We start from the raw sequence: 19776 nt of genomic DNA on the forward strand, positions 1-19776 counted from the left end.
GATCGATCAATCATCCGCACCGTCGGTCACGCGGATAAGGAACTGGGGACGCGGCTATCTGAACCGTCATCCCGTCGCCTCGCTGGATACGGTAGGCGCCCAGTTCATTCTGGGTGTGCGCGCCGTGCAGTATCTCGTAATCGACATCGTCACAGGCCGTTTCGCATTCAAGGAGTTCGTGCGACAGGCCGCTTTCATGATCAAGACTTCCTACCTGCCGACCGTCGCGGTGGCATTGCCCATCAGCGCGACCCTCTCGATTCAATTCGGGCTCATCGCGGGTCAGGTCGGCGCGACCTCGCTGGCCGGTGCGGCAAGCGGTCTCGCGGTCATCCGCCAAGCCGCACCCGTGGTTACGGCGATGCTGTTGGCCGCGGCGGTCGGCTCGGCGATCTGCGCCGACCTCGGCTCACGCACCATCCGAGAAGAGATCGACGCACTCGAGGTGATGGGCGTTTCGGTGCTGCGGAAGCTGGTGGTGCCGCGGGTGGCCGCCGGGGTGCTGGTCGCGGTTGGACTGACGGGGTTGAGCGCCTTCGTCGGATTCCTCGCCGGATATATGTTCAATGTCTATGTCCAGGGCGGTACGCCCGGCAGCTTCATCGCCACCTTCTCCTCGTTCGCGCGCATCGGCGATATGTATCTTGCGGTGGTCAAGGCGGTGGTGTTCGGCCTCATCGTGACCGTCGTCTCGTGCCAGAAGGGATTGAGCACCAAGGGCGGTCCCGGCGGGGTGGCGAATTCGGTCAATGCCACCGTGGTGGCCTCGATCGTGCTGCTCATGGTGGTGAACGTGGGCTTCACCCAGATGTACACGATGCTCTTCCCACGGCAGGCGCTCTGAGATGGCCGCGCCGTACTATCCGCTGCACATCAGGCAGGTGCTCCGCGTTGCGGACGCACCGCTGCGCGGGGCAATGCGCCTCGGGCATATGGCCATATTCTTCCTGCGCGCGCTCACCGGCATTCCCATCGTGCTGCGTCACTACCGCAGGGAATTACTGCGTCTGATCTCCGATATCACTTGGGGCAACGGGTCACTCATCGTCGGCGGCGGTACGGCGGGCATCATTGTCGTGCTCGGCGCGAGCGGTGGCGCGCTGGTGGGGATCGAGGGCTACAGCGCACTGAAATTGCTGGGCATCGGCCCGGCGACGGGTTTGGTCTCGGCGACCGCGTCGACCCGCGAACTGGCCCCGATCATGGCCTCGATCGCCTTCGCATCACAGGCGGGCTGCAGATTCACCGCCCAACTCGGTGCCATGCGCATTGCCGAGGAGATCGACGCGATGGAAACACTCGCCATCCGGTCCATCCCCTACCTGGTGACGACGCGGCTCATGGCCTCGGTGGCCGCCATAGTCCCGCTCTATCTCGTCTGTCTGGCAATGAATTTCGTCGCGGTCGAGTTCGCCATCGGCGTCGCGGGCAGCCAATCACCCGGCACCTACGACCACTACTTCCGCATGGTGCTCAGCGCGACCGATGTCGTGTACTCGCTGGCGAAGGCCGTCGTCTTCGTCGTGATCACCACGACCATCCAGTGCTACTTCGGCTACTACTCCGCGGGCGGTCCGGTGGGCGTCGGTATCGCCGCCGGTCGCGCGATGCGCGCCAGCATCACCGTGATGATCTGCGTCAATCTGCTGATGACGCTGGCATTGTGGGGCTTCGACTCCGGAGCACGAATCAGCGGTTGACCACATGACGCGCCGAGACCGCCACCCGCGGCCGGATCACGGGCGGCAACCCGGCGTGGCTACCGAATGTCCGAGTGCGCCCAGCAGCGAGACAGTCCCGATTCCGCCGACCGATCGACCAGCTCCACCCGGAACCCGTTGGCGCCGCGCAGAAATGCGAAAAACAGCCGCCCGGCGTCCGCGGCCCTGGTGGCCTCGATGAGGTATCCGTGGCTCTCGAGTTCGACGACGTCGGCGGCCACGTCATCGGACCAGTACCCGATGTGATGGATTCCGGCGTCGCGCACCGGTTCCCACAGCGTGCCCGCCACGCTGCGGACGACCTCCAGTCGCGGCACGGTCGTCGAGTATCGGCATTTCAACTCCAGGACGGCTTCGCGGTCGGGCAGCCGCACCGCGACGGGGCCGCCGACTTCGGGTCCCCACTCGCTGCCGAGCACGGCGGACAGCGTCGCCAAGGTGGCCTCGAAGTCCACCGCCACGATTCCGATGTGGAACTGATCCTCGGCCCTCATGAGGCGACCACCACGGAAAGAATTGCATTCTTCATCATGAGAAGGATATTCTCACCAGACGAGAGGAGTTGCAATGGCGTGGGATTTCGAGACCGATCCGGAGTACCAGAAGAGGTTGGATTGGGCAGATGAGTTCGTGCGCGCGGAGGTCGAACCGCTCGACCTCGTTTGGGAGCACGAGCAGTTCGTGCCGCTGGACGGCGCGCGGCGCAAGGCGATCCAGCCGCTCAAGGAGGAGGTGCGGCGACAGGGCCTGTGGGCCACGCATCTGGGACCGGATTTGGGCGGCCAAGGCTACGGACAGCTGAAACTCGCGCTGCTCAACGAGATTCTGGGCCGTTCCTCGTGGGCGCCGATAGTATTCGGCTGCCAGGCGCCCGATACCGGCAATGCCGAGATCATCGCCCACTATGGAACACCCGATCAGAAGCAGCGCTACCTGCAGCCGCTGCTCGATGGTGAGCTGTTCTCCAGCTATTCGATGACCGAACCGCAGGCCGGTGCCGATCCGACCCGGTTCGAGACCCGGGCGGTGCGCGACGGTGACGACTGGATCATCAACGGCTGGAAGTTCTTCTCCTCCAACGCGAGAACAGCTTCCTTTCTGATCGTCATGGCCGTGACGAATACGGAGGTGACTCCGTACCAGGGCATGTCGATGTTCCTGGTGCCCACCGACACCCCCGGTATCAAAATCGTCCGCAACGTCGGCCTCTACGGCGAGCCGATGAACGACGGCAGCCACGCCCTCATCCATTACGAAAACGTGCGTGTGCCTGCCGAATCCCTGCTCGGCGGTGAAGGCAAAGCCTTCGTCATCGCGCAGACCCGTCTCGGTGGCGGCCGCATCCACCATGCGATGCGCACCATCGGGCTCGCGCAGAAGGCCATCGACATGATGTGCGAGCGGGCACTGTCGCGTACCACCGCGGACAGCCGGTTGGCCGATAAGCAGTTCGTCCAGGGCTATATCGCCGATTCCTACGCCCAACTGGCCCAGTTCCGACTGTTCGTACTGCACACCGCTTGGAAGATCGACAAGTACAACGACTACAAGAAGGTCCGCAAGGACATTGCCACGGCAAAGATCGTGATGCCGACGGTGCTGCACGATATCGCGTGGCGCGCAATGCAAGTGCACGGCGCATTGGGCACCACCAACGAGATGCCGTTCTTCCGGATGATCCACGGAGCCGGTGTCATGGGGCTGGCCGACGGGCCGACCGAAGTGCACAAGACCACCGTGGCCAAGCAGGTACTGCGCGACTACCAGCCCACCGAAGGCATGTGGCCCACCGAATGGATTCCCGGAAAGCAGGAAGCCGCCCGGGCGAAGTTCGCCGAATATCTCGAGCACGAAGTAGGCAACCAGTGAGTATCGATACCACCCGGCTCGCCGATTGGATGGATGGCCAGGGCCTGCCCGGTAAGAGCGAACCCCTGGAAACCCGGTTCCTGTCCGGCGGCACCCAGAACGAGATCTATCAGATCCGCCGCGGCGAACACCTCAGCGTCCTGCGCATCCCACCCGCCGAGGCGCCCGCCGACCGGGACGCGGGCATCTTGCGCGAGTGGCGGATCATCGAGGCCCTCGACGGCACCGATGTCCCGCATACCGCCGCCATCGGAGTCTGCACCGACTCCTCGATACTCGGCCGCACCTTCTACCTGATGGGCTTCGTCGAGGGCTGGTCGCCGATGGACCATCGCGGCGTCTGGCCGGAGCCGTTCGACTCCGACCTGCAGGCGCGGGCCGGACTCGGCTATCAGCTGGCCGAGGGAATCGCGTTGCTGTCCAAGGTGGATTGGCAGGCGAAGGGCCTGCACGATCTCGGCCGTCCGGACGGGTACCACGAGCGACAAGTGTCGCGGTGGCTGAGCTTCTACGACAAGATCGATGGCGCGCGCACGCTCGACGGCATGGATGTGGCCACCGAATGGCTGCGCACCCACCGCCCGCTCGACTACATCCCGGGCCTGATGCACGGCGACTACCAATTCGCCAATGTGATGTTCCACCACGGCGGACCGGCGCGGCTGGCGGCGCTGGTGGACTGGGAGATGGGTACCGTCGGCGATCCGAAACTCGATCTGGGCTGGATGCTGCAGGGGTGGCCGGCGGACACCAGCGACCCGGCCGTGGCCGACAAGGGCTACGCCAATATGCAGTACATGCCCTCGCGTGAGCAGATGCTCGCGCACTACGCGCAGGTGTCCGGGCGTCAAGTCGACGATATCGACTACTACCTGATCCTGGCCAAGTGGAAGCTGGCCATCGTGCTCGAGCGCGGTTTCCAACGCGCCAAGGGCGATATCAAGCTGTCGGCGTTCGGCCCGATCGTGGTCGACACCATGCGCGCCGCGGCCGAATTGGCCGAGAGTACGGAGTACAAGTCATGAGCGAGCGAACAATCAACACAGCCGACCTGTCGGTCATGACGGAGCCGAGCGCCTACGAGATGCGGTCATGAGCGAGGCGGAATTCGTACTCGACCGGCACGGCCCGGTCATGATAGTCCGGCTCAACCGTCCGGATGCGCGAAATGCGTTGACCGGCACTATGATGCACGGAATCGGCGCGGCGATCATCGCGGCCGAGGCCGATCCGCTGGTGCGGGCCGTCGTGCTCACCGGCGCCGGCGATCGCGCCTTCTGCTCGGGGATGGACCTGCGCGCCTTCGCCAGTGGCGAAGACTTCGTCAGCGGCGCGGAAGCCGAGGCCTACGCTCGACTGGCCAAGGGACAGGTGAGCGTCCCGGTGATCGGCGCGGCCAATGGCAGCGCCGTCGGCGGTGGACTGGAACTACTGCTCGGCTGCGATGTGATCGTGGCCTCCGCGGCGGCGAAGTTCGGCTTCCCCGAGGTCAAGCGCGGACTCTTCGCGGCCGGCGGCGGTACCTTCATCGGCACCCGGATCCCCCTCGGCATCGCACTCGAGCTGCTACTGACCGGTGATCTCGTCGACGCCGAACGCGCCGAACGGATCGGGCTGGTGAATGCAGTGGCCGAACCGGATGCCGTGTTCTCGACCGCACTGGCCATGGCCGAGCGCATCGCCGCCAATGCCCCGCTCGGACTGGCCGCCGCGAAAGAGCTGGCCCACCTATCTATTTCGGATTTCGCCGCAGCCAACGAACGGCTCGGCGAATGGCAGGCACTGGTATTCGGCAGCGACGACGCCAAGGAGGGGGCCCGCGCCTTCACCGAGAAGCGCGCGCCGAATTGGCGAGGCCGGTGATATGCGCGCGGTGATCTGCCCGGCCTATGGGCCGCCGGAGGTCGTGCGCATCGAAGACCGTCCGGCGCCCGCACTCGAATCGGGACAGGTTCGAGTGCGGGTCGGCGCCGCGGCGGTCAACTTCCCGGATGTGCTGCTGATCGCGGGCGAATACCAGATCAAGGTGCCGACACCGTTCGTGCCGGGCAGTGAATTCGCCGGTACGGTAGCCGAAACCGCCGATGACATCACCGAATTCGCCATCGGAGACCGGGTCACCGGCACCGGAATCGTCGGGGCGTTCGCGGAAGAGGTCACCGTGCCCGCCGCCGGACTCGGCCGCATCCCCGACGGAGTCGACGACCATTGTGCCGCTGCGTTCGGTGTCGCCTACCGCACGGCGTATCACACACTGCGGTCGGTAGCCCGGGTTCAGCCCGGAGACCGGCTGCTCGTGCTAGGGGCCGGTGGCGGAGTTGGGCTCGCGGCGGTACAGCTCGGGGTTCATTTGGGTGCCGAGGTCACTGCGGTCGCGTCCTCCGCCGAAAAGCTGAGTGCCGCAGCTGCTTACGGTGCCACCGGGCTGATCGACTACACCAGCGGTGACCTGCGCGCGGCACTGAAGCAAGCACTGCCCGACGGTGCCCATGCCGTCATCGACCCGGTCGGTGGGCGACTGTCGGAGCCCGCGCTGCGGTCGCTGCGCCGCGGCGGGCGATTCGTCACCATTGGCTTCGCCTCCGGCGAGATACCGCGGATTCCGCTGAATCTGGTGCTGGTCAAGGGAATTCACCTACTCGGCTTTCAATTCCAAGACCTCGAACCGGCCGAATTCCGCCGCAACGAGGAGGAACTGCGAGAACTGTTGACCACCGGCCGCGTGCTCCCGCACATCAGCGCGGTGTATCCACTCACCGAGGCCGCCGCAGCACTACGACAGGTCGCCGATGGGCGGGCCATCGGCAAAATTCTGCTCGGCACGAACGCATCGTCCGAGCCAGCGAAAACCTATTGACCACAACCCGAACCACGCTGACCAGATCGACGATGTGATCGAGTCGCAGCGGAGATGGTGCTGCGTCGCACGTCCGCGCATGACGTACCATCGTGGTGCGATATCTGCGCCGAAGCCGCCGTACCCGTGGGCAAGGGCGCCTATGCGATGAACTCGTCGATGGAATCGGCCTCGACGGCGCGCTCGAACCAGATAGGCATCTGGTCAAGGTCGGCACAAGTTGCAATACGGGCACGCATATCCTCGGGTACCACGAACTCACGCAGTTCCAAGATTCGCAAGATGGATTGGGCCCAACATTTGGCCGCAGCTTTAGCGCTGCTTTCAGCACGGCCCGCAATGCGGATTGCCTGCCACCACTCGGAACGGAAGAACCACATGGGGGGCATTGTCATCAACAACCTCCTGAGCGGTCGGTGCGCCCTACGTGAAGAGGTCCTCGGTGGTGTCAGCCTCGAGGGCGCGATCGAACCAGGCACCCAGCTGGTCGAGATCCGTGCAGGCAGCTATTCGATCGCGTGCGTCGTCGGGTACCGCGATCCCACGCAGTTCCAACAGCCGCAAGATAGATTTGGCCTCGCCTTTGGCCTCGCCTTTGGCCTCACCTTTGGCCTCACCTTCAGCACGGACTTCTTCCCAGAACTCGGAACGGAAGAACGAGGTATCCACGGTCATCAACTGCCTCCAGGTCTGTCCGGCCGGGCCTTTGCCCAATCCGAGTGCGGTGAGTTCGGCAAAGATCACGCGATCGGGTTTATCGATACCGCGCAGTGCGGTGGCCAGCGTGCTCATTATGTCACCAATGACGGAATCGTCGGCGGCGTGTGTGATTGCCGAGAGCGTCGCCAACGGAATGTCTTTGATGGCTGTCTCCAGGTCGACCACTGCGGGGACATTGTCCGGGCCGAACACCAGGGGGTGAACGGTGAGGCTGGTCTGGAATCGCCGGAATAGCTCGCGACTCGCCGGGGTGTCGTCCCGTGTTCGTTCTCGGCGATTCCACGGGACGCACAACTACCCTGCGGCTCAATGCATTTCAGCGCCACTCAGCCAACGGGAAGAAGATCTGCCGCCAGGCGATCCTGAGTTTCACTGCAGCGGAAGATCTCCACGTCCTCGAGCACGTCGACCGGTTGTCCCAGCGCCGCCAATGCCCGCGCCTTGAAGGCGCACGCGGCTACGCTCAGCCGGTGCTGCACTCCCTCTGTCCGGCAGTCGAGTTCGCTCGGACAGGCGGCACCCCAGACCGTCACCTCGAACGACCGATCCTCGATATTCCGCAGCACCCCTTGGCGGACCCGCGGATCCGATTCGAAAACCTTTGCGGCAATGGCCATTCCGTTCGGCCATACGCCCGCATCCGATAGCGATGACAGCGAACTCTCCAGGTCCAGCACGGTCGCCCCGAGGATGCGCAGCGGTCGAATATCGGTGGGGTCGCCCACGCAGACGGTCACCTCCCACCCGGCCATCGCCCGATCGAACAGCCAGCCACCTGAGTACCGCACCACATCGGCGACATCGGGGGCGATCACCGCCAGCCGATATCTCAGCGGGTGCTTGCGGGCATGAGCTCGCGCTCGAGCGAGCGGACGTACTCCGTGAAGACCCGGTTCAGTGGTATCGAGGGGTCGAGCAGCCATGAGGTTTCCATCCCGTTCAGAAATGCGACTATCTCCACAGCCTTGACGGCAGGGTCCAAATCGGTGCGGTACCGGCCCGCGCGCTGGCCGCGTCGGATGCCGCCGGCAATGGTGGCGACGGCGGCTCGGTACCGACCGAGCAGGCGATCGTGCAGCGGCGCATCCGGATCGAGATTCTCGACGAGCAGCACGGTGAACATGCCGACCAGATCCGGCGAGCGCCGGAACCGGTCGACGACGTTTTCGAGCTGCTCGATCAGATCGCGTCGGCGGTCGGTGTGAAGTTCGTCATCGGTGTCGCGAGCCTCGAGTACCGCATGCAGCAGCTGCTCCTTGGACTCGAAGTGATGGAGCACCCCAGCCGTACTGACCCCGGCCTCCCGCGCGATCCGCGCCAGCGTCGTATTACGCCAGCCGTTGCGCGTGAGCAGTCGCTGTGCGACGGCGAGAATCTGCAGCTTGCGGTGCTCGCCTTTGGCCAGCAATGTCTCATATGGCCGCGGGCTACCGGTTTCCGGATCGGACACCGAACTCCTTCGTTCGATCAACCTACTGAAGCCACAGTAGGTTGGTTTCGAGACTGTGACAAGGGTCTCAGGCCGCCCGATTTTCGCGCTGGATCACAGCCCGATTGATTTGGCTATGATCATTTTCATCACCTCACTGGTACCGGCATAAATGCGAGCGACACGCGCATCGGCGTAGAGCCGGGCGATGGGATATTCCGTCATGTAGCCGTAACCACCGAACAGTTGTAAGCAGCGATCCACCACCCGCGCCTGCACTTCGGTGCAGAACAGCTTGACCCGCGCGGCATCGGCACCCGAGAGCTGCCCCTCGACCAATTCCAGCACCGCCCGATCGACCATGGTCTGAGCCGCCTCCACCTCCGTCGACAGCGCGGCCAGCTCGAATTTCGTGTTCTGGTACGCCGCCACCGGCTGGCCGAAAACCTTGCGCTGGCGCACATATTCGATGGTCGCGGCGATCGCGGACCTGGCCTGCGCCACTGAGCCAACGGCCACCGTGATCCGCTCCTGCGCGAGATTGTGGCCGAGATAGGCGAAGGCCTGTCCCTCGGCACCGAGCCGGTTCGCCACCGGGACACGCACAGTGTCGAAGGCCAGCTCCACCGTGTCCTGCACCTTGCAGCCCAGCTTGTCCAGGACCCGGCCCTTGGTGAATCCGGTTCGGCCGCTTTCCACCACGATCAGGCTCAGGCCCGCGCGCCGGTTGTCCGGATCGGACGAGGTGCGGGCCACCACGATCACCAGGTCCGCGAGCAGACCACCGGTGATGAATGTCTTTGCGCCGTTGAGTATGTACTCCTCGCCATCGCGAACCGCCGTGGTCCGCACACCGGCCAGATCCGAGCCGGTGCCCGGCTCGGTCATGGCGATCGCGGTCAGCAGCTTGCCGCTGGCCAGACCCGGAAACCAGCGATCGCGCTGTTCGGCATCGGCGTACTCCAAGAAGTAGGGCAGGATCACGTCGATCTGGGTGCGGACGGTACTGAGCGTGACGAGCGCGCGGTAGGCCTCCTCCTGCAGCACGGCATTGAACCGATAGTCCGGTACGCCACCGCCCCCGTACTCCTCCGGAATCGCGGTGCCGAGTAAGCCGAGTTCGCCCATCCGCTCGAAGATTTCGCGCGGCATCTGTCCGGCCCGCTCCCAATCCGGGTAGTGCGGCACCACCTCCTTATCGATGAATTCGCGGGCCAGCTGCCGGAACGCCTCGTGGTCTCGGGTGAAAATGTCTCGGCGCACGGTCGGCTCCTTCAGTGCACGAGTTCGACGACGGTGGCGTTGGCGGTGCCGCCGCCCTCACACATGGTCTGCAGGCCGTAGCGAATTCCGTTGTCGCGCATATGGTGGATCATTCGGGTCATCAATACGGCTCCGGAGCCGCCGAGCGGGTGGCCCAAGGCGATCGCGCCGCCCAGCGGATTGAGCAGCTCAGGGTCGGCGCCGGTTTCGGCCAGCCAGGCCAGCGGGACCGGCGCGAATGCCTCGTTCACCTCGAAGACACCAACCTCCGACAGACCGATACCCGCCTTGCGCAATACCTTCTCGGTGGCCGGAATCGGAGCGGTCAGCATGAGCACCGGATCGGCACCGGCGACCGCACCGGCCCGATACCGCACCAGCGGCGTCAGCCCCAGCTCGCGCGCCTTTTCCGCAGTCGTCACCAACAGCGCGGCGGCGCCGTCGGAGATCTGCGACGAGTTACCGGCATGGATGACGCCATCGGCTTGGAAGGCGGGTTTCAACCCGGCCAGTTTCTCGACCCTGCTGCCTGGTCGGATGCCCTCGTCTGCGATCACTGTCCCGGAATCGGTTGCGACGGCCACGATCTGCTCCTCGAACGCGCCGCGGTTCCGCGCGGCGGCGGCCCGTTCGTGCGAGAGCACCGAGAACTCATCGAGCCGGGTGCGGTCGAAACCCCATTTCTGCGCGATCAATTCGGCGGAGATGCCTTGGTTGAACGAGAAATCGTCATAGCGCGCAATAGCTTTGGGACCATACGGCATGCCGTCGGCGCGCGCGGCGCCCAGCGGCACCCGACTCATCACCTCGACGCCGCCCGCGACCACGACCTCCTGCGCACCGGAGGCCACCGCCTGCGCGGCGAAATCCAGGGCCTGCTGGCTGGATCCGCAGGCCCGGTTCACCGTGGTGCCCGGGATGGTTTCCGGCCAGCCCGCGGCGAGCACCGCGTAGCGCCCGATATTGCTGGACTGATCGCCGACTTGGGAGACACAACCCCAGATGACGTCATCGATGACCGCCGGGTCGATGCCCGCGCGGCCCGCCAGGGCATTGAGCACAATTGCTGACAAATCGGCCGGATGCGTACCCGACAATCCGCCATTGCGTTTGCCGACCGCGGTCCGCACCGCTGCGGCGATCACTACCTCACGCATCTGCTGTACTCCCCTTTTCGGACCGGTCCGCGCCGCGGATCGGTGGTCTGTGCACGGTCCAGCGACCGTCGAACTGCGGTTCCCGCTTCTCGGCGAAGGCCGCGAATGCCTCCGGGGCGTCCGCGGTGGCGAAATTGAGGCCCTGGGCGGCGGCCTCCCCGGCGAGTGCCTCGCGCAAGGTGTGATCGGCATTGAGCAGTGCCTTGGTCTGGGCAAGGGCCACCGGTGGGCCTGCCGCCAGCCGCGTGGCCAGATCGGTGACGTAAGTGTCGATTTCGTGCGCAGGCACCACCCACGTCACCAGATTCAAGTCTCGCGCCTGTTCGGCATCAATCATCTCGCCCAGCAATGCCAACCGCTTGGCCTGTTGCAGCCCAACCAGTTTCGGTAGTAACCAGGAAGAACCACCCAGATCCAGCGATAGCCCGCGACGGGCGAAGATCTGTGAGAAACGGGACTCTGGCGTGGCCACCACCAAATCGCAGCCGAGCGCCAGATTCCATCCACCGCCGACGGCGACACCGGTCACCTTCGCGACCGTCGGCAATGGCAGTTCGTGCAGTAGCAACGCCACATCGGTCAACGCGCGCATGCGATACACCGGATGCGCGTTATCGGGCACCGAAATGTCCGCGCCGGAACAGAACGCGCCACCGGCCCCGGTGAGCACCAGCGCTCGCACAGTGCGATCGGCCGCGGCCGCCCGCAGCGCATCCGCCAGCGCGTGCCACAGTTCGGCATCGATCGCATTCTTGCGATGTGGCCGGTTCAGGATCAAGGTTCGTACGCCGTCACGATCCTCGGTCAGCAGCGACCTCATCATCCCCGCTCCGCGGGTTGCCGATAGGCCGGGCCGATCGCACCCGCCGCCCGGAGCTCATCGATTTCCGCGCTACCGCAGCCGATTTCGGACAGCACCGCGTCGGTGTGCTCACCCAGACCGGGGACCGCACCCATCGGCGGGTCGAAACCGTCGACAATGGCCGGTGGCAGCAGCGACGGGATCGGACCGGAGGGGGTATCGATAGTGCGCCAGCGATCGCGGGCCGACAATTGCGGGTGCGCGATGACCTCGCTGGGCAGGTTGTAGCGCGAGTTGCCGATTCCAGCCGCGTCCGCGAGCTGCTGAATATGTGCGAGATCGTGTCGGGCGCACCAGGATCCGATGGCCTGATCGAGAATGTCGCGCCGTTGACAACGGTCCGGATTGGTGCGCAGGCCCGCGTCGTCGGCCAGGTCGGGGCGGTCGATGATGTCGCGGGCCAACCGCTGCCACTCCCGATCGTTGGTGGTGCCGAGCACCACGGTCTGCCCGTCCGCGGTGCGGTAGGCGCCGTAGGGTGCGACCGCCGCGGAGCTCATCCCCAGCGGTTGCATATCGATGCCGGAGTGCCGGGCATAGGTGAGGTGATAGCCCATGACATCGGCCATGGTGTCGAACAGGCTGACCGCGATCGTCGCGCCCGCATCGGATGCCCGACGCTGACGTCCGCACATCGATGCCAGAATCGACAGCGCCGCATACTGTCCCGTGATGACATCGGCCATCGGCGGGCCCGGTTTCGCCGGGGCATCCGGATATCCGGTGACCGAGCACACTCCCGATTCGGCCTGCACGAGCAGGTCGTAGGCGCGTTTGTGGGACAGCGGTCCGCCCGAACCGAATCCGTCGATCGATACCGCGATCAGCTCTGGGTGCCGCGCGGCCAGATCCGCCGGTGCCAGACCGAGCCGGTCGGTCGCACCAGGCGCCAAATTCGACACCAGAACCTCGGCCCGATCCAGCAGGCGATGCAGAATCGCGACGCCCGCAGGCGTTTTCAGATCCAGCGTCACCGATTCCTTGCCGCGGTTGACCCAGACGAAATGCGCGGCCTGTCCCTCGACCACATCGTCGTAATACCGGGCGAAGTCGCCGCCGTCCGGATTTTCGATCTTGATCACCCGGGCACCGAAATCGGCGAGTGTGCGGGTGCACATCGGCGCCGACACCGCCTGTTCCAGGGTGACGACGGTAATCCCCGCCAACGGTCCCGCCTGCGCCGTACCCGGCATCACATCACCATGCCGCCGTCCACCGGCAGCACCTGCCCGGTGACGAACGAGGCGGCATCGGAGGCGAGGAAGACGAAGGCGCCGGCCACCTCCGCCGGATCGGCCCAGCGCCGCAAGGGAATTCGATTCAGCATCTGCGCCGCGAACTTGTCGCCGGTGCGAATGGTTTCGGTCATCGGCGTGGCCGCCAGCGGGGCGAGCGCATTCACCAGGATGTTCTTGCGCGCCAATTCGCGAGCCAGGGATTTGGTGATGCCGATGATGGCCGCCTTGGCCGCGGAGTAATTGACCTGCCCCAGCGTGCCGACCAATCCGGCCGATGAGGTGACGTTGATGATGCGCCCGGTGCCGTCGGTCGGCAGGTACGGTAAGGCCGCCTGCGAGCAGTTGAAGGTGCCCAGCGTGTGGATCTCGAACAGTCGCCGCATCGAGTCGACGCTGGTATCGGCGAACATGTGCGGATCGGTGACCCCGGCATTGTTCACCACGATATGCAGGGTGCCACCGGCTAATTCGGCCGCCTTGGCCGCGGCGGCATCGGCGGCCGCCCGATCGGACACATCGAGGGCGAAACTCGCCGCACTGCCACCGTTTCCGGTGATCTTCTCGGCGACGGCCGCGGCCGCATCCGCGTCGACATCGGTGACCAGCACCGCGGCCCCCTGCGCCGCGAGAGCCTGCGCCACCGCGGAGCCGATGCCGCCTGCCGCGCCGGTGACCATCGCGGCCCGCCCGGTCAGCTCGAAAAGTCCGTTCTTGGCTGCCATTCGGTAATTTCCTGCCTCTGCTAATAGCTTCTGGGTAGGCCCAGCGTGTGGGAGCCCAGGTAGTTCAGAATCATTTCCTGGCTGATCGGGGCGATCCGCATGACGCGGGCCTCCCGGAAATAGCGGGCCACGTTGTATTCCTCGGCGTAACCCATGCCGCCGTGGGTCTGCAGTGCCCGGTCGGCCGCGGTGAATCCCGCATCGGCGCATAGGTATTTGGCGGTATTGGCCTCGCGTCCGCACGGCTGTCCGTTGTCGTAGAGCCAGGTTGCCTTGCGCAGCACCAACTCCGCGGCATCCAGGTGGGCCAGCGAATCGGCCAGCGGGAATTGGATGCCCTGATTCATGCCGATCGGTCTGCCGAATACCACCCGCTCCTTGGCGTATTTCGTGGCCCGGTCGAGCGCGACCCTGCCGAGCCCGAGTGCCTCGGCGGCGATCAGCATGCGCTCGGGATTCAGGCCGTCGAGCAGATAGCTGAATCCCTTGCCCTCCTCCCCCACTCGATCCTCAACCGGGATGTGTAGTCCGTCGATGAACACCTCGTTGGAGGTGACGGCATTGCGCCCCATCTTCGCGATCGGCCGGATATCGACGTGCGCGCGATCGAGGTCGGTGAGGAACAGCGTCATGCCGTCGGTCTTCTTGGTGACCTCGTCATAGCGCTGGGTCCGGGTCAGCAGCAGGATCTTCTCCGACTCCATCGCTTTGGAGATCCACACCTTGCGACCATTGACGACATAGTGGTCGCCATCGCGACGCGCGAAGGTGGTGATGTGGGTGGTGTCCAGACCCGCGCCGGGTTCGGTGACGCCGAAGCAGACGTGCAGATCACCGCTGGCGATGCGCGGCAGCGTCCGCTGTTTCAACTCCGCGGACCCGTGTACGACCACCGGATGCATGCCGAAGATCGACATATGAATCGAGCTCGCGGCATTCATACCGCCGCCCGATCGTGACACCTCCTCGGCCAGCAGCGTGGCCTCGGTGATGCCCAACCCGTGTCCTCCGTATTCCTCGGGGATGGTGATGCCCAGCCAGCCGCCCTCGGCGATGGCGTTGTAGAACTCCGTCGGGAATTCGTGCGCCTGATCCTTTTCCATCCAGTACTGGTCGTCGAACTTGCGGCACAGTTCGGCGACCGTGCCGCGAATCAGCTGCTGATCCTCGGTGAGTTCGAAATTCATGCCTCCGACGTTCGTGTCGTCGTGCACGGGGCAACCCCTTTCAGTCGGAGGCAGGCAGCGCTTTGGCGGCCTTCAGTGTCATCGCGGCCCCATTGCAGGTCAGCTCGCCGGTGCCGGAACTGGTGCACAGCAGTTCAACGGTCTCCGCGGCGTCGACATAGCGCTTCCCGATCAAGGTGACCGCATCCGCCCCAGCTGATTTCGCGGGCGGGGCAGCGGCCGCGGGAACCATCGGCGCGCCACCGCACGCGATGTCCGGCCGAGCGTCGGCCGGGGCGCGGACCACCACCACCCGCGTGCCGCATACGGTGCTGGCGAACTGTTCACCGGGACGAATCGGCGCCGTCATGGGTGAGACTCCTTTCCACTCGGGCTGACCTCTCCAGCCATAACGCTCTCTCTATCTGAAAACTATATTCTCAATATAGGAGAATCAACATCTGATCGGAAATAGGCATGACTGAACAGCGACGAGCACGGGCCATCGCGATGACCGCCACCGAACGCGACACCTTCCTGCAGAACCAGCCGATCTGCCGGGTCGCCACCATCGGCCCCGGCGGACATCCGCATACGAGCCCCCTGTGGTTCGCTTGGGACGGCACGGCCTTATGGCTCAACTCGCTGGTGCGCAGCCAGCGATGGACCGATATCACCCGCGATCCACGGATCAGCGCGATCGTCGATGACGGTGGCACCGACTTCCTGCAGTTGTGCGGCGTCGAACTGCGCGGACGCGTCGAAGTGGTCGGCGAAACGCCGCGCACCGGCGCACCGGTCGAGGACCTCACCGAACCGGAGCGGCTGTTCGCCGACAAGTACATGGGCGGGCGGCCATTTCGCTACGACGGCCGCCACGGCTGGCTGCGACTGACGCCGGACCACATCATCAGCTGGGATTTCGCCCGGTTACCACGCCGACGTTGACTATCGCAGACGTCCATGGAAATCTAGTCTTCAGTTTTGGAGAATCTGATTCTCATGAGAGGAGGACAGGCGTGCGTCTGCCGCCGTTGCCCGCGGACCAATGGGACGATCGGACCCGCGATGCCTTCAAGACGCTGCTGCCGCGCGCGATCCGCAATGCGGAAGGAGCGGGCCCAGCGATGGGGCCACTGGCCCGGCACCCCGATCTGACCGAGGCCTACCTCGGATTCAGCGTCTACCTGCTGTTCCGGTCCACACTGCCGCCCCGGGTGCGCGAGTTGACGATTCTGCGGGTCGCCCACCGGCGCGGCTGCGCCTACGAGTGGGCTCATCATCTGCAGTTCGGCCAGGAGGCCGGACTGACCCTCGACGAGATCGAGGCCGTCACCCGCGGTGAGGCCGCCGACGACTTCGACCGCCTCGTCCTCACCGCCGTCGACGAACTCGACGACAAATCCGAACTGTCCGACCAGACCTGGGCGGCACTTGCCGAACGACTCGATGAAAAGCAGCGCATGGACCTGGTTTTCACGGTCGGCGGCTACATCCTGCTGGCCATCGCGCTCAACACCTTCGGCGTACAGCCCGACCCTGAAAGGTAATCCCTTGCCATACTTCACCAAACCGACGGCGGGCAGCTGGACGGAAAACTATCCCGAACTCGGCACCGAGGTCGTCGACTTCACCGACTCGACCGATCCCCAGTTCTACAAGGACGAGCAGGAAGCCATCTTCAAAAAGAGCTGGCTCAATGTCGGCCGGGTCGAGCGGTTGCCCCGTGTCGGCAGCTATTTCACCAGGGAGCTGGCCTGCGTCAACGCTTCGCTGATCATCGTCAAGGACCACGATCAGCAGGTGCGGGCCTACTACAACATCTGCAGGCACCGCGGCAACAAACTGGTCTGGGACGACTTCCCCGGCGAGGAGACCGCCGGGAGCTGCCGACAGTTCACCTGCAAATATCACGCCTGGCGATACACCCTCGAGGGCGAGGCCACCTTCGTCCAGCAGGAGAAGGAGTTCTTCGACCTCGACAAGAGCAAGTTCGGGCTCAAGGCCGTGCGCTGCGAGGTGTGGGAGGGCTTCATCTTCGTCAACCTCGACGACAACGCCCAGCCATTGGAGGGATATCTCGGTGCATGGGCGAAAGGCCTGGAGGGCTACCCCTTCCACGAGATGACCGAGGTCTACAGCTACAAGGCCGAGATCGGCAGCAACTGGAAACTGTTCATCGATGCCTTCGCCGAGTTCTACCACGCGCCGGTGCTGCATATGAAGCAGGCGGTCAAGGACGAGGCCGATAAGCTGCTCAATGTCGGCTTCGAGGCACTGCACTACGAGTGCTGGACCCCGCATTCGATGGTGTCCTCGTGGGGCGGTATGGCCCCGCCGAAGGACATCAATATGGTCAAGCCGATCGAACGGGAACTGCGCAGCGGCCTGTTCGGTCCGTGGGAGCGGCCCGATATCGAGGGCCTGGATCCGCTGCCGTCAGGTGTCAATCCCGCGGGCCACAAGGCCTGGGGCGTCGACGAATTCGAGGTCTTCCCCAACTTCGGCATCCTGATCTGGGCGCCGGGTTGGTATCTGACCTACCACTACTGGCCGACCGCGGTGAACAAGCACATCTTCGAGGCGAATCTGTACTTCGTGCCGTCGAAGAGCGCGCGGGAACGCCTCGGCAAGGAGCTGGCGGCGGTCACATTCAAGGAATACGCGCTGCAGGACGCCAACACCCTCGAAGCGACCCAGACCATGCTCGAGACCGGTGTGATCACCGAATTCCCGCTCAACGACCAGGAGGTGCTGCTGCGCCACCTGCACCTCACCGTCCAGAAGATCGTCAAGGAGTACCGCGATGCCCGAAACAACTGAGAAGGCGCTGCCCGCCGAATTCGCCGACCTGGACCGGTTTTCGGGCTGGATCCTGGCCACCGAGCCCGAGCGTTACGCCAAGCGGCTGGCCTCCTCGATGGCGGAGATGCAGGACCTGTACGACACCGTCTTCCCGCGCCTGCAGGCGGCGCTGGACTACTGCGACAAGTTCGAGTTGTCCGAGCTGCCAGATGATGCCCGGCACCTGTTCCACCTGCTGCAGTCGCTGGTGATGGTGTCTTTCCCGATCGAGGTGTGGAAGCAACCGCGAGTGCCCGACTCCGGCGCCGCCTACCTCGACGTCATCAAGGAGCCGGTGGTCTAACCCATGCTGACACTGAAGGCGGCCGGTCTACTCGATATCGACACCGGCGAGATAATCCGACCCGGCATCGTTCGCATCGACGGCGATCGGATCGTCGGCGTCGGCGCGAGCACGGACGACACCGACGAGATCATCGATCTCGGTGACGTCGTGCTACTGCCCGGCCTGATGGATATGGAGGTCAACCTCCTCATGGGCGGTCGCGGCGAGACCGGCCTGGCCTCCAGTGTGAAAGACGATCCGGCACTGCGCATGCTGCGTGCGGTGGGCAATGCCCGCCGCACGCTGCGGGCCGGGTTCACCACCGTGCGCAATCTCGGACTGTTCGTGAAGACCGGCGGCTACCTGCTGGATGTCGCGCTCGGCAAGGCGATCGACGCGGGCTGGATCGAGGGCCCGCGCGTCGTCCCGGCAGGACATGCGATCACCCCCACCGGCGGCCACCTGGATCCGACCATGTTCTCCGCCTTCGCGCCCGACGTGCTGAAGCTGACCCTCGAGGAGGGCATCGCCAATGGCGTCGACGAGGTGCGCAAGGCGGTGCGATACCAGATCAAGCACGGCGCGCAGCTGATCAAGATCTGTGTCTCCGGTGGCGTCATGTCGCTCACCGGAGCCCCTGGGGCACAACACTATTCGGATGAGGAGCTGCGCGCGATCGTCGACGAGGCGCACCGGCGCGGGCTCAAGGTCGCCGCGCACACGCACGGGGCGGAGGCGGTCAAACATGCCGTCGAGGCCGGAATCGACTGCATCGAGCACGGATTCCTCATCGACGACGAGGCGATCAAGATGATGGTGGCGGCGGGCACCTGGTTGGTGCCGACCACCCGGCTCGCCGATGCGATGGATGTGTCCAAGGCGGACCCGGCCTTGCAGGCCAAGGCGGCCGAGATGTTCCCGAAGGCGCGCACGTCGGTGCGAGCGGCCTACGAGGCCGGGGTGAAGATCGCCGTCGGCACCGATGCACCAGCGATTCCGCACGGCCGCAATGCCGACGAATTGGTGGCATTGGTCGAACGCGGCCTCAGCCCGATCGATGTGCTGCGGGCGGCCACCGTGCGCGCGGCCGAATTGATCGATGTCACCGACCGTGGACGGCTGGCCGAGGGACAACTGGCCGACATCATCGCCGTGCCGGGAGATCCGGTGCGCGATATCACCGTCACCCAGAACGTGCGGTTCGTCATGAAAGGCGGCAAGGTCCATGTCCAGAAATGATGATCTGCTGGAGATCCAGCAGCTGCTGGCCCGCTACGCGGTGACGATCACCAAGGGCGATATCGATGGCCTGCTCGCGGTATTCACCCCCGACGGCACCTACAGCGCATTCGGTGACACCTACACCCTCGACCTGTTCCCGGATCTGGTCGCGGCCGCGCCGAAGGGGCTTTTCCTCACCGGCACACCGGTTCTCGATATAGATGGCGACACGGCCGCTGGCACCCAGACGCTGTGCTTCATCGACCACAGCACTCACGATATGCGCATCGGCTACTACACCGACAGCATCGTGCGGACCGCGGACGGGTGGCGGCTGAAAACGCGCCGAATGACCTTCATCCGCCGCAGCGGTGTGCACGATTCGGGTATCCCACACGCCTTCGAGAACACACGCGGATGA

Annotated in this window: 24 protein-coding genes; 12 read left to right on the forward strand and 12 right to left on the reverse strand. The window is 64.8% G+C overall.

Features of this window, described 5'->3' with window-relative positions; all coding sequences use genetic code 11:
- Position 1: 1 nt before the first annotated feature.
- Positions 2-844: an MlaE family ABC transporter permease gene (locus tag ACQP2U_RS29555; RefSeq protein ID WP_433716614.1), complete on the forward strand. Its 843-nt coding sequence runs from the start codon at positions 2-4 to the stop codon at positions 842-844.
- A 1-nt stretch (position 845) separates the two neighbouring features.
- Positions 846-1700: an MlaE family ABC transporter permease gene (locus tag ACQP2U_RS29560; protein ID WP_433710466.1), complete on the forward strand. Its 855-nt coding sequence runs from the start codon at positions 846-848 to the stop codon at positions 1698-1700.
- A gap of 59 nt (positions 1701-1759) precedes the next feature.
- Here the strand turns inward: ACQP2U_RS29560 and ACQP2U_RS29565 are convergent, their stop codons facing one another.
- Entirely contained in the window at positions 1760-2215 is a 456-nt protein-coding gene (locus tag ACQP2U_RS29565; protein WP_433710467.1) for a VOC family protein, read from the reverse strand.
- 73 nt (positions 2216-2288) lie between these two features.
- On the opposite strand from ACQP2U_RS29565, the gene ACQP2U_RS29570 reads away from it, so the two are divergent.
- From ACQP2U_RS29570 to ACQP2U_RS29585, 4 genes are all read left to right on the forward strand, one after another.
- The gene (locus ACQP2U_RS29570) at positions 2289-3590 is read left to right on the forward strand and encodes an acyl-CoA dehydrogenase family protein (RefSeq protein ID WP_433710468.1); all 1302 of its coding nucleotides are present in this window, start codon (positions 2289-2291) and stop codon (positions 3588-3590) included.
- Between the two features lie 29 nt (positions 3591-3619).
- The gene (locus tag ACQP2U_RS29575; protein WP_433716615.1) at positions 3620-4615 is read left to right on the forward strand and encodes a phosphotransferase family protein; all 996 of its coding nucleotides are present in this window, start codon (positions 3620-3622) and stop codon (positions 4613-4615) included.
- Positions 4616-4682: 67 nt separating this feature from the next.
- Positions 4683-5453, forward strand: coding sequence for an enoyl-CoA hydratase-related protein (locus ACQP2U_RS29580; RefSeq protein WP_433710469.1), 771 nt, complete (start codon positions 4683-4685; stop codon positions 5451-5453).
- A gap of 1 nt (position 5454) precedes the next feature.
- Positions 5455-6447 carry an NADPH:quinone oxidoreductase family protein gene (locus ACQP2U_RS29585; protein WP_433710470.1) on the forward strand — a complete coding sequence of 331 codons (993 nt, stop codon included), beginning with the start codon at positions 5455-5457 and terminating at the stop codon, positions 6445-6447.
- Between the two features lie 140 nt (positions 6448-6587).
- Here the strand turns inward: ACQP2U_RS29585 and ACQP2U_RS29590 are convergent, their stop codons facing one another.
- From ACQP2U_RS29590 to ACQP2U_RS29640, 11 genes are all read right to left on the reverse strand, one after another.
- Positions 6588-6827, reverse strand: coding sequence for a hypothetical protein (locus ACQP2U_RS29590; protein ID WP_433710471.1), 240 nt, complete (start codon positions 6825-6827; stop codon positions 6588-6590).
- 43 nt (positions 6828-6870) lie between these two features.
- A complete protein-coding gene (locus tag ACQP2U_RS29595; RefSeq protein ID WP_433710472.1) occupies positions 6871-7359 on the reverse strand; it encodes a hypothetical protein in 489 nt (162 codons plus the stop codon).
- A 134-nt stretch (positions 7360-7493) separates the two neighbouring features.
- A complete protein-coding gene (locus ACQP2U_RS29600) occupies positions 7494-7982 on the reverse strand; it encodes a hypothetical protein (RefSeq protein WP_433710473.1) in 489 nt (162 codons plus the stop codon).
- Between the two features lie 14 nt (positions 7983-7996).
- Entirely contained in the window at positions 7997-8617 is a 621-nt protein-coding gene (locus tag ACQP2U_RS29605) for a TetR/AcrR family transcriptional regulator (RefSeq protein WP_433710474.1), read from the reverse strand.
- A gap of 93 nt (positions 8618-8710) precedes the next feature.
- The gene (locus ACQP2U_RS29610; protein WP_433710475.1) at positions 8711-9859 is read right to left on the reverse strand and encodes an acyl-CoA dehydrogenase family protein; all 1149 of its coding nucleotides are present in this window, start codon (positions 9857-9859) and stop codon (positions 8711-8713) included.
- An 11-nt stretch (positions 9860-9870) separates the two neighbouring features.
- The gene (locus ACQP2U_RS29615) at positions 9871-11016 is read right to left on the reverse strand and encodes a thiolase family protein (protein ID WP_433710476.1); all 1146 of its coding nucleotides are present in this window, start codon (positions 11014-11016) and stop codon (positions 9871-9873) included.
- On the reverse strand, positions 11009-11839 hold the full coding sequence (locus tag ACQP2U_RS29620) for an enoyl-CoA hydratase/isomerase family protein (RefSeq protein ID WP_433710477.1): 831 nt from the start codon (positions 11837-11839) through the stop codon (positions 11009-11011). Before ACQP2U_RS29620 ends, ACQP2U_RS29615 begins: the two co-directional genes overlap by 8 nt.
- The gene (locus ACQP2U_RS29625) at positions 11836-13071 is read right to left on the reverse strand and encodes a CaiB/BaiF CoA transferase family protein (protein WP_433710478.1); all 1236 of its coding nucleotides are present in this window, start codon (positions 13069-13071) and stop codon (positions 11836-11838) included. Before ACQP2U_RS29625 ends, ACQP2U_RS29620 begins: the two co-directional genes overlap by 4 nt.
- Positions 13071-13838 carry an SDR family NAD(P)-dependent oxidoreductase gene (locus ACQP2U_RS29630; RefSeq protein ID WP_327100712.1) on the reverse strand — a complete coding sequence of 256 codons (768 nt, stop codon included), beginning with the start codon at positions 13836-13838 and terminating at the stop codon, positions 13071-13073. The genes ACQP2U_RS29625 and ACQP2U_RS29630 overlap by 1 nt, the downstream gene beginning before the upstream one ends.
- Before the next feature lie 20 nt (positions 13839-13858).
- A complete protein-coding gene (locus ACQP2U_RS29635) occupies positions 13859-15025 on the reverse strand; it encodes an acyl-CoA dehydrogenase family protein (protein ID WP_433710479.1) in 1167 nt (388 codons plus the stop codon).
- A 40-nt stretch (positions 15026-15065) separates the two neighbouring features.
- The gene (locus tag ACQP2U_RS29640; protein WP_433710480.1) at positions 15066-15374 is read right to left on the reverse strand and encodes a hypothetical protein; all 309 of its coding nucleotides are present in this window, start codon (positions 15372-15374) and stop codon (positions 15066-15068) included.
- Between the two features lie 107 nt (positions 15375-15481).
- Here ACQP2U_RS29640 and ACQP2U_RS29645 point away from each other — a divergent pair, with 107 nt between their 5' ends.
- The 6 genes from ACQP2U_RS29645 (at position 15482) to ACQP2U_RS29670 (ending at position 19776) form a co-directional block, all read left to right on the forward strand.
- Positions 15482-15952 carry a pyridoxamine 5'-phosphate oxidase family protein gene (locus ACQP2U_RS29645; protein WP_433710481.1) on the forward strand — a complete coding sequence of 157 codons (471 nt, stop codon included), beginning with the start codon at positions 15482-15484 and terminating at the stop codon, positions 15950-15952.
- Positions 15953-16023: 71 nt separating this feature from the next.
- Positions 16024-16554: a carboxymuconolactone decarboxylase family protein gene (locus tag ACQP2U_RS29650; RefSeq protein ID WP_396958081.1), complete on the forward strand. Its 531-nt coding sequence runs from the start codon at positions 16024-16026 to the stop codon at positions 16552-16554.
- Positions 16555-16558: 4 nt separating this feature from the next.
- Entirely contained in the window at positions 16559-17827 is a 1269-nt protein-coding gene (locus ACQP2U_RS29655) for an aromatic ring-hydroxylating oxygenase subunit alpha (protein ID WP_433710482.1), read from the forward strand.
- Positions 17811-18152, forward strand: coding sequence for a hypothetical protein (locus ACQP2U_RS29660; RefSeq protein ID WP_364342953.1), 342 nt, complete (start codon positions 17811-17813; stop codon positions 18150-18152). Before ACQP2U_RS29655 ends, ACQP2U_RS29660 begins: the two co-directional genes overlap by 17 nt.
- 3 nt (positions 18153-18155) lie before the next feature.
- Complete coding sequence (locus ACQP2U_RS29665) at positions 18156-19373, forward strand: amidohydrolase family protein (RefSeq protein WP_433710483.1); 1218 nt, start codon at positions 18156-18158, stop codon at positions 19371-19373.
- Complete coding sequence (locus tag ACQP2U_RS29670; protein WP_433710484.1) at positions 19360-19776, forward strand: nuclear transport factor 2 family protein; 417 nt, start codon at positions 19360-19362, stop codon at positions 19774-19776. Before ACQP2U_RS29665 ends, ACQP2U_RS29670 begins: the two co-directional genes overlap by 14 nt.

It is taken from the genome of Nocardia sp. CA-084685 (genome assembly GCF_050955785.1).
GTDB lineage: Bacteria > Actinomycetota > Actinomycetes > Mycobacteriales > Mycobacteriaceae > Nocardia.

What these genes read in the sequence shown, in the direction of transcription:
- ACQP2U_RS29625 (WP_433710478.1), bottom strand. Translation starts at nt 13,071, where the DNA reads ATGCCGGGTACGGCGCAGGCGGGACCGTTGGCGGGGATTACCGTCGTC.
- ACQP2U_RS29585 (WP_433710470.1), top strand. Translation starts at nt 5,455, where the DNA reads ATGCGCGCGGTGATCTGCCCGGCCTATGGGCCGCCGGAGGTCGTGCGC.
- ACQP2U_RS29665 (WP_433710483.1), top strand. Translation starts at nt 18,156, where the DNA reads ATGCTGACACTGAAGGCGGCCGGTCTACTCGATATCGACACCGGCGAG.
- ACQP2U_RS29645 (WP_433710481.1), top strand. Translation starts at nt 15,482, where the DNA reads ATGACTGAACAGCGACGAGCACGGGCCATCGCGATGACCGCCACCGAA.
- ACQP2U_RS29660 (WP_364342953.1), top strand. Translation starts at nt 17,811, where the DNA reads ATGCCCGAAACAACTGAGAAGGCGCTGCCCGCCGAATTCGCCGACCTG.
- ACQP2U_RS29560 (WP_433710466.1), top strand. Translation starts at nt 846, where the DNA reads ATGGCCGCGCCGTACTATCCGCTGCACATCAGGCAGGTGCTCCGCGTT.
- ACQP2U_RS29570 (WP_433710468.1), top strand. Translation starts at nt 2,289, where the DNA reads ATGGCGTGGGATTTCGAGACCGATCCGGAGTACCAGAAGAGGTTGGAT.
- ACQP2U_RS29565 (WP_433710467.1), bottom strand. Translation starts at nt 2,215, where the DNA reads ATGAGGGCCGAGGATCAGTTCCACATCGGAATCGTGGCGGTGGACTTC.
- ACQP2U_RS29640 (WP_433710480.1), bottom strand. Translation starts at nt 15,374, where the DNA reads ATGACGGCGCCGATTCGTCCCGGTGAACAGTTCGCCAGCACCGTATGC.
- ACQP2U_RS29620 (WP_433710477.1), bottom strand. Translation starts at nt 11,839, where the DNA reads ATGATGAGGTCGCTGCTGACCGAGGATCGTGACGGCGTACGAACCTTG.
- ACQP2U_RS29615 (WP_433710476.1), bottom strand. Translation starts at nt 11,016, where the DNA reads ATGCGTGAGGTAGTGATCGCCGCAGCGGTGCGGACCGCGGTCGGCAAA.
- ACQP2U_RS29630 (WP_327100712.1), bottom strand. Translation starts at nt 13,838, where the DNA reads ATGGCAGCCAAGAACGGACTTTTCGAGCTGACCGGGCGGGCCGCGATG.
- ACQP2U_RS29670 (WP_433710484.1), top strand. Translation starts at nt 19,360, where the DNA reads ATGTCCAGAAATGATGATCTGCTGGAGATCCAGCAGCTGCTGGCCCGC.
- ACQP2U_RS29635 (WP_433710479.1), bottom strand. Translation starts at nt 15,025, where the DNA reads ATGAATTTCGAACTCACCGAGGATCAGCAGCTGATTCGCGGCACGGTC.
- ACQP2U_RS29575 (WP_433716615.1), top strand. Translation starts at nt 3,620, where the DNA reads ATGGATGGCCAGGGCCTGCCCGGTAAGAGCGAACCCCTGGAAACCCGG.
- ACQP2U_RS29590 (WP_433710471.1), bottom strand. Translation starts at nt 6,827, where the DNA reads ATGTGGTTCTTCCGTTCCGAGTGGTGGCAGGCAATCCGCATTGCGGGC.
- ACQP2U_RS29580 (WP_433710469.1), top strand. Translation starts at nt 4,683, where the DNA reads ATGAGCGAGGCGGAATTCGTACTCGACCGGCACGGCCCGGTCATGATA.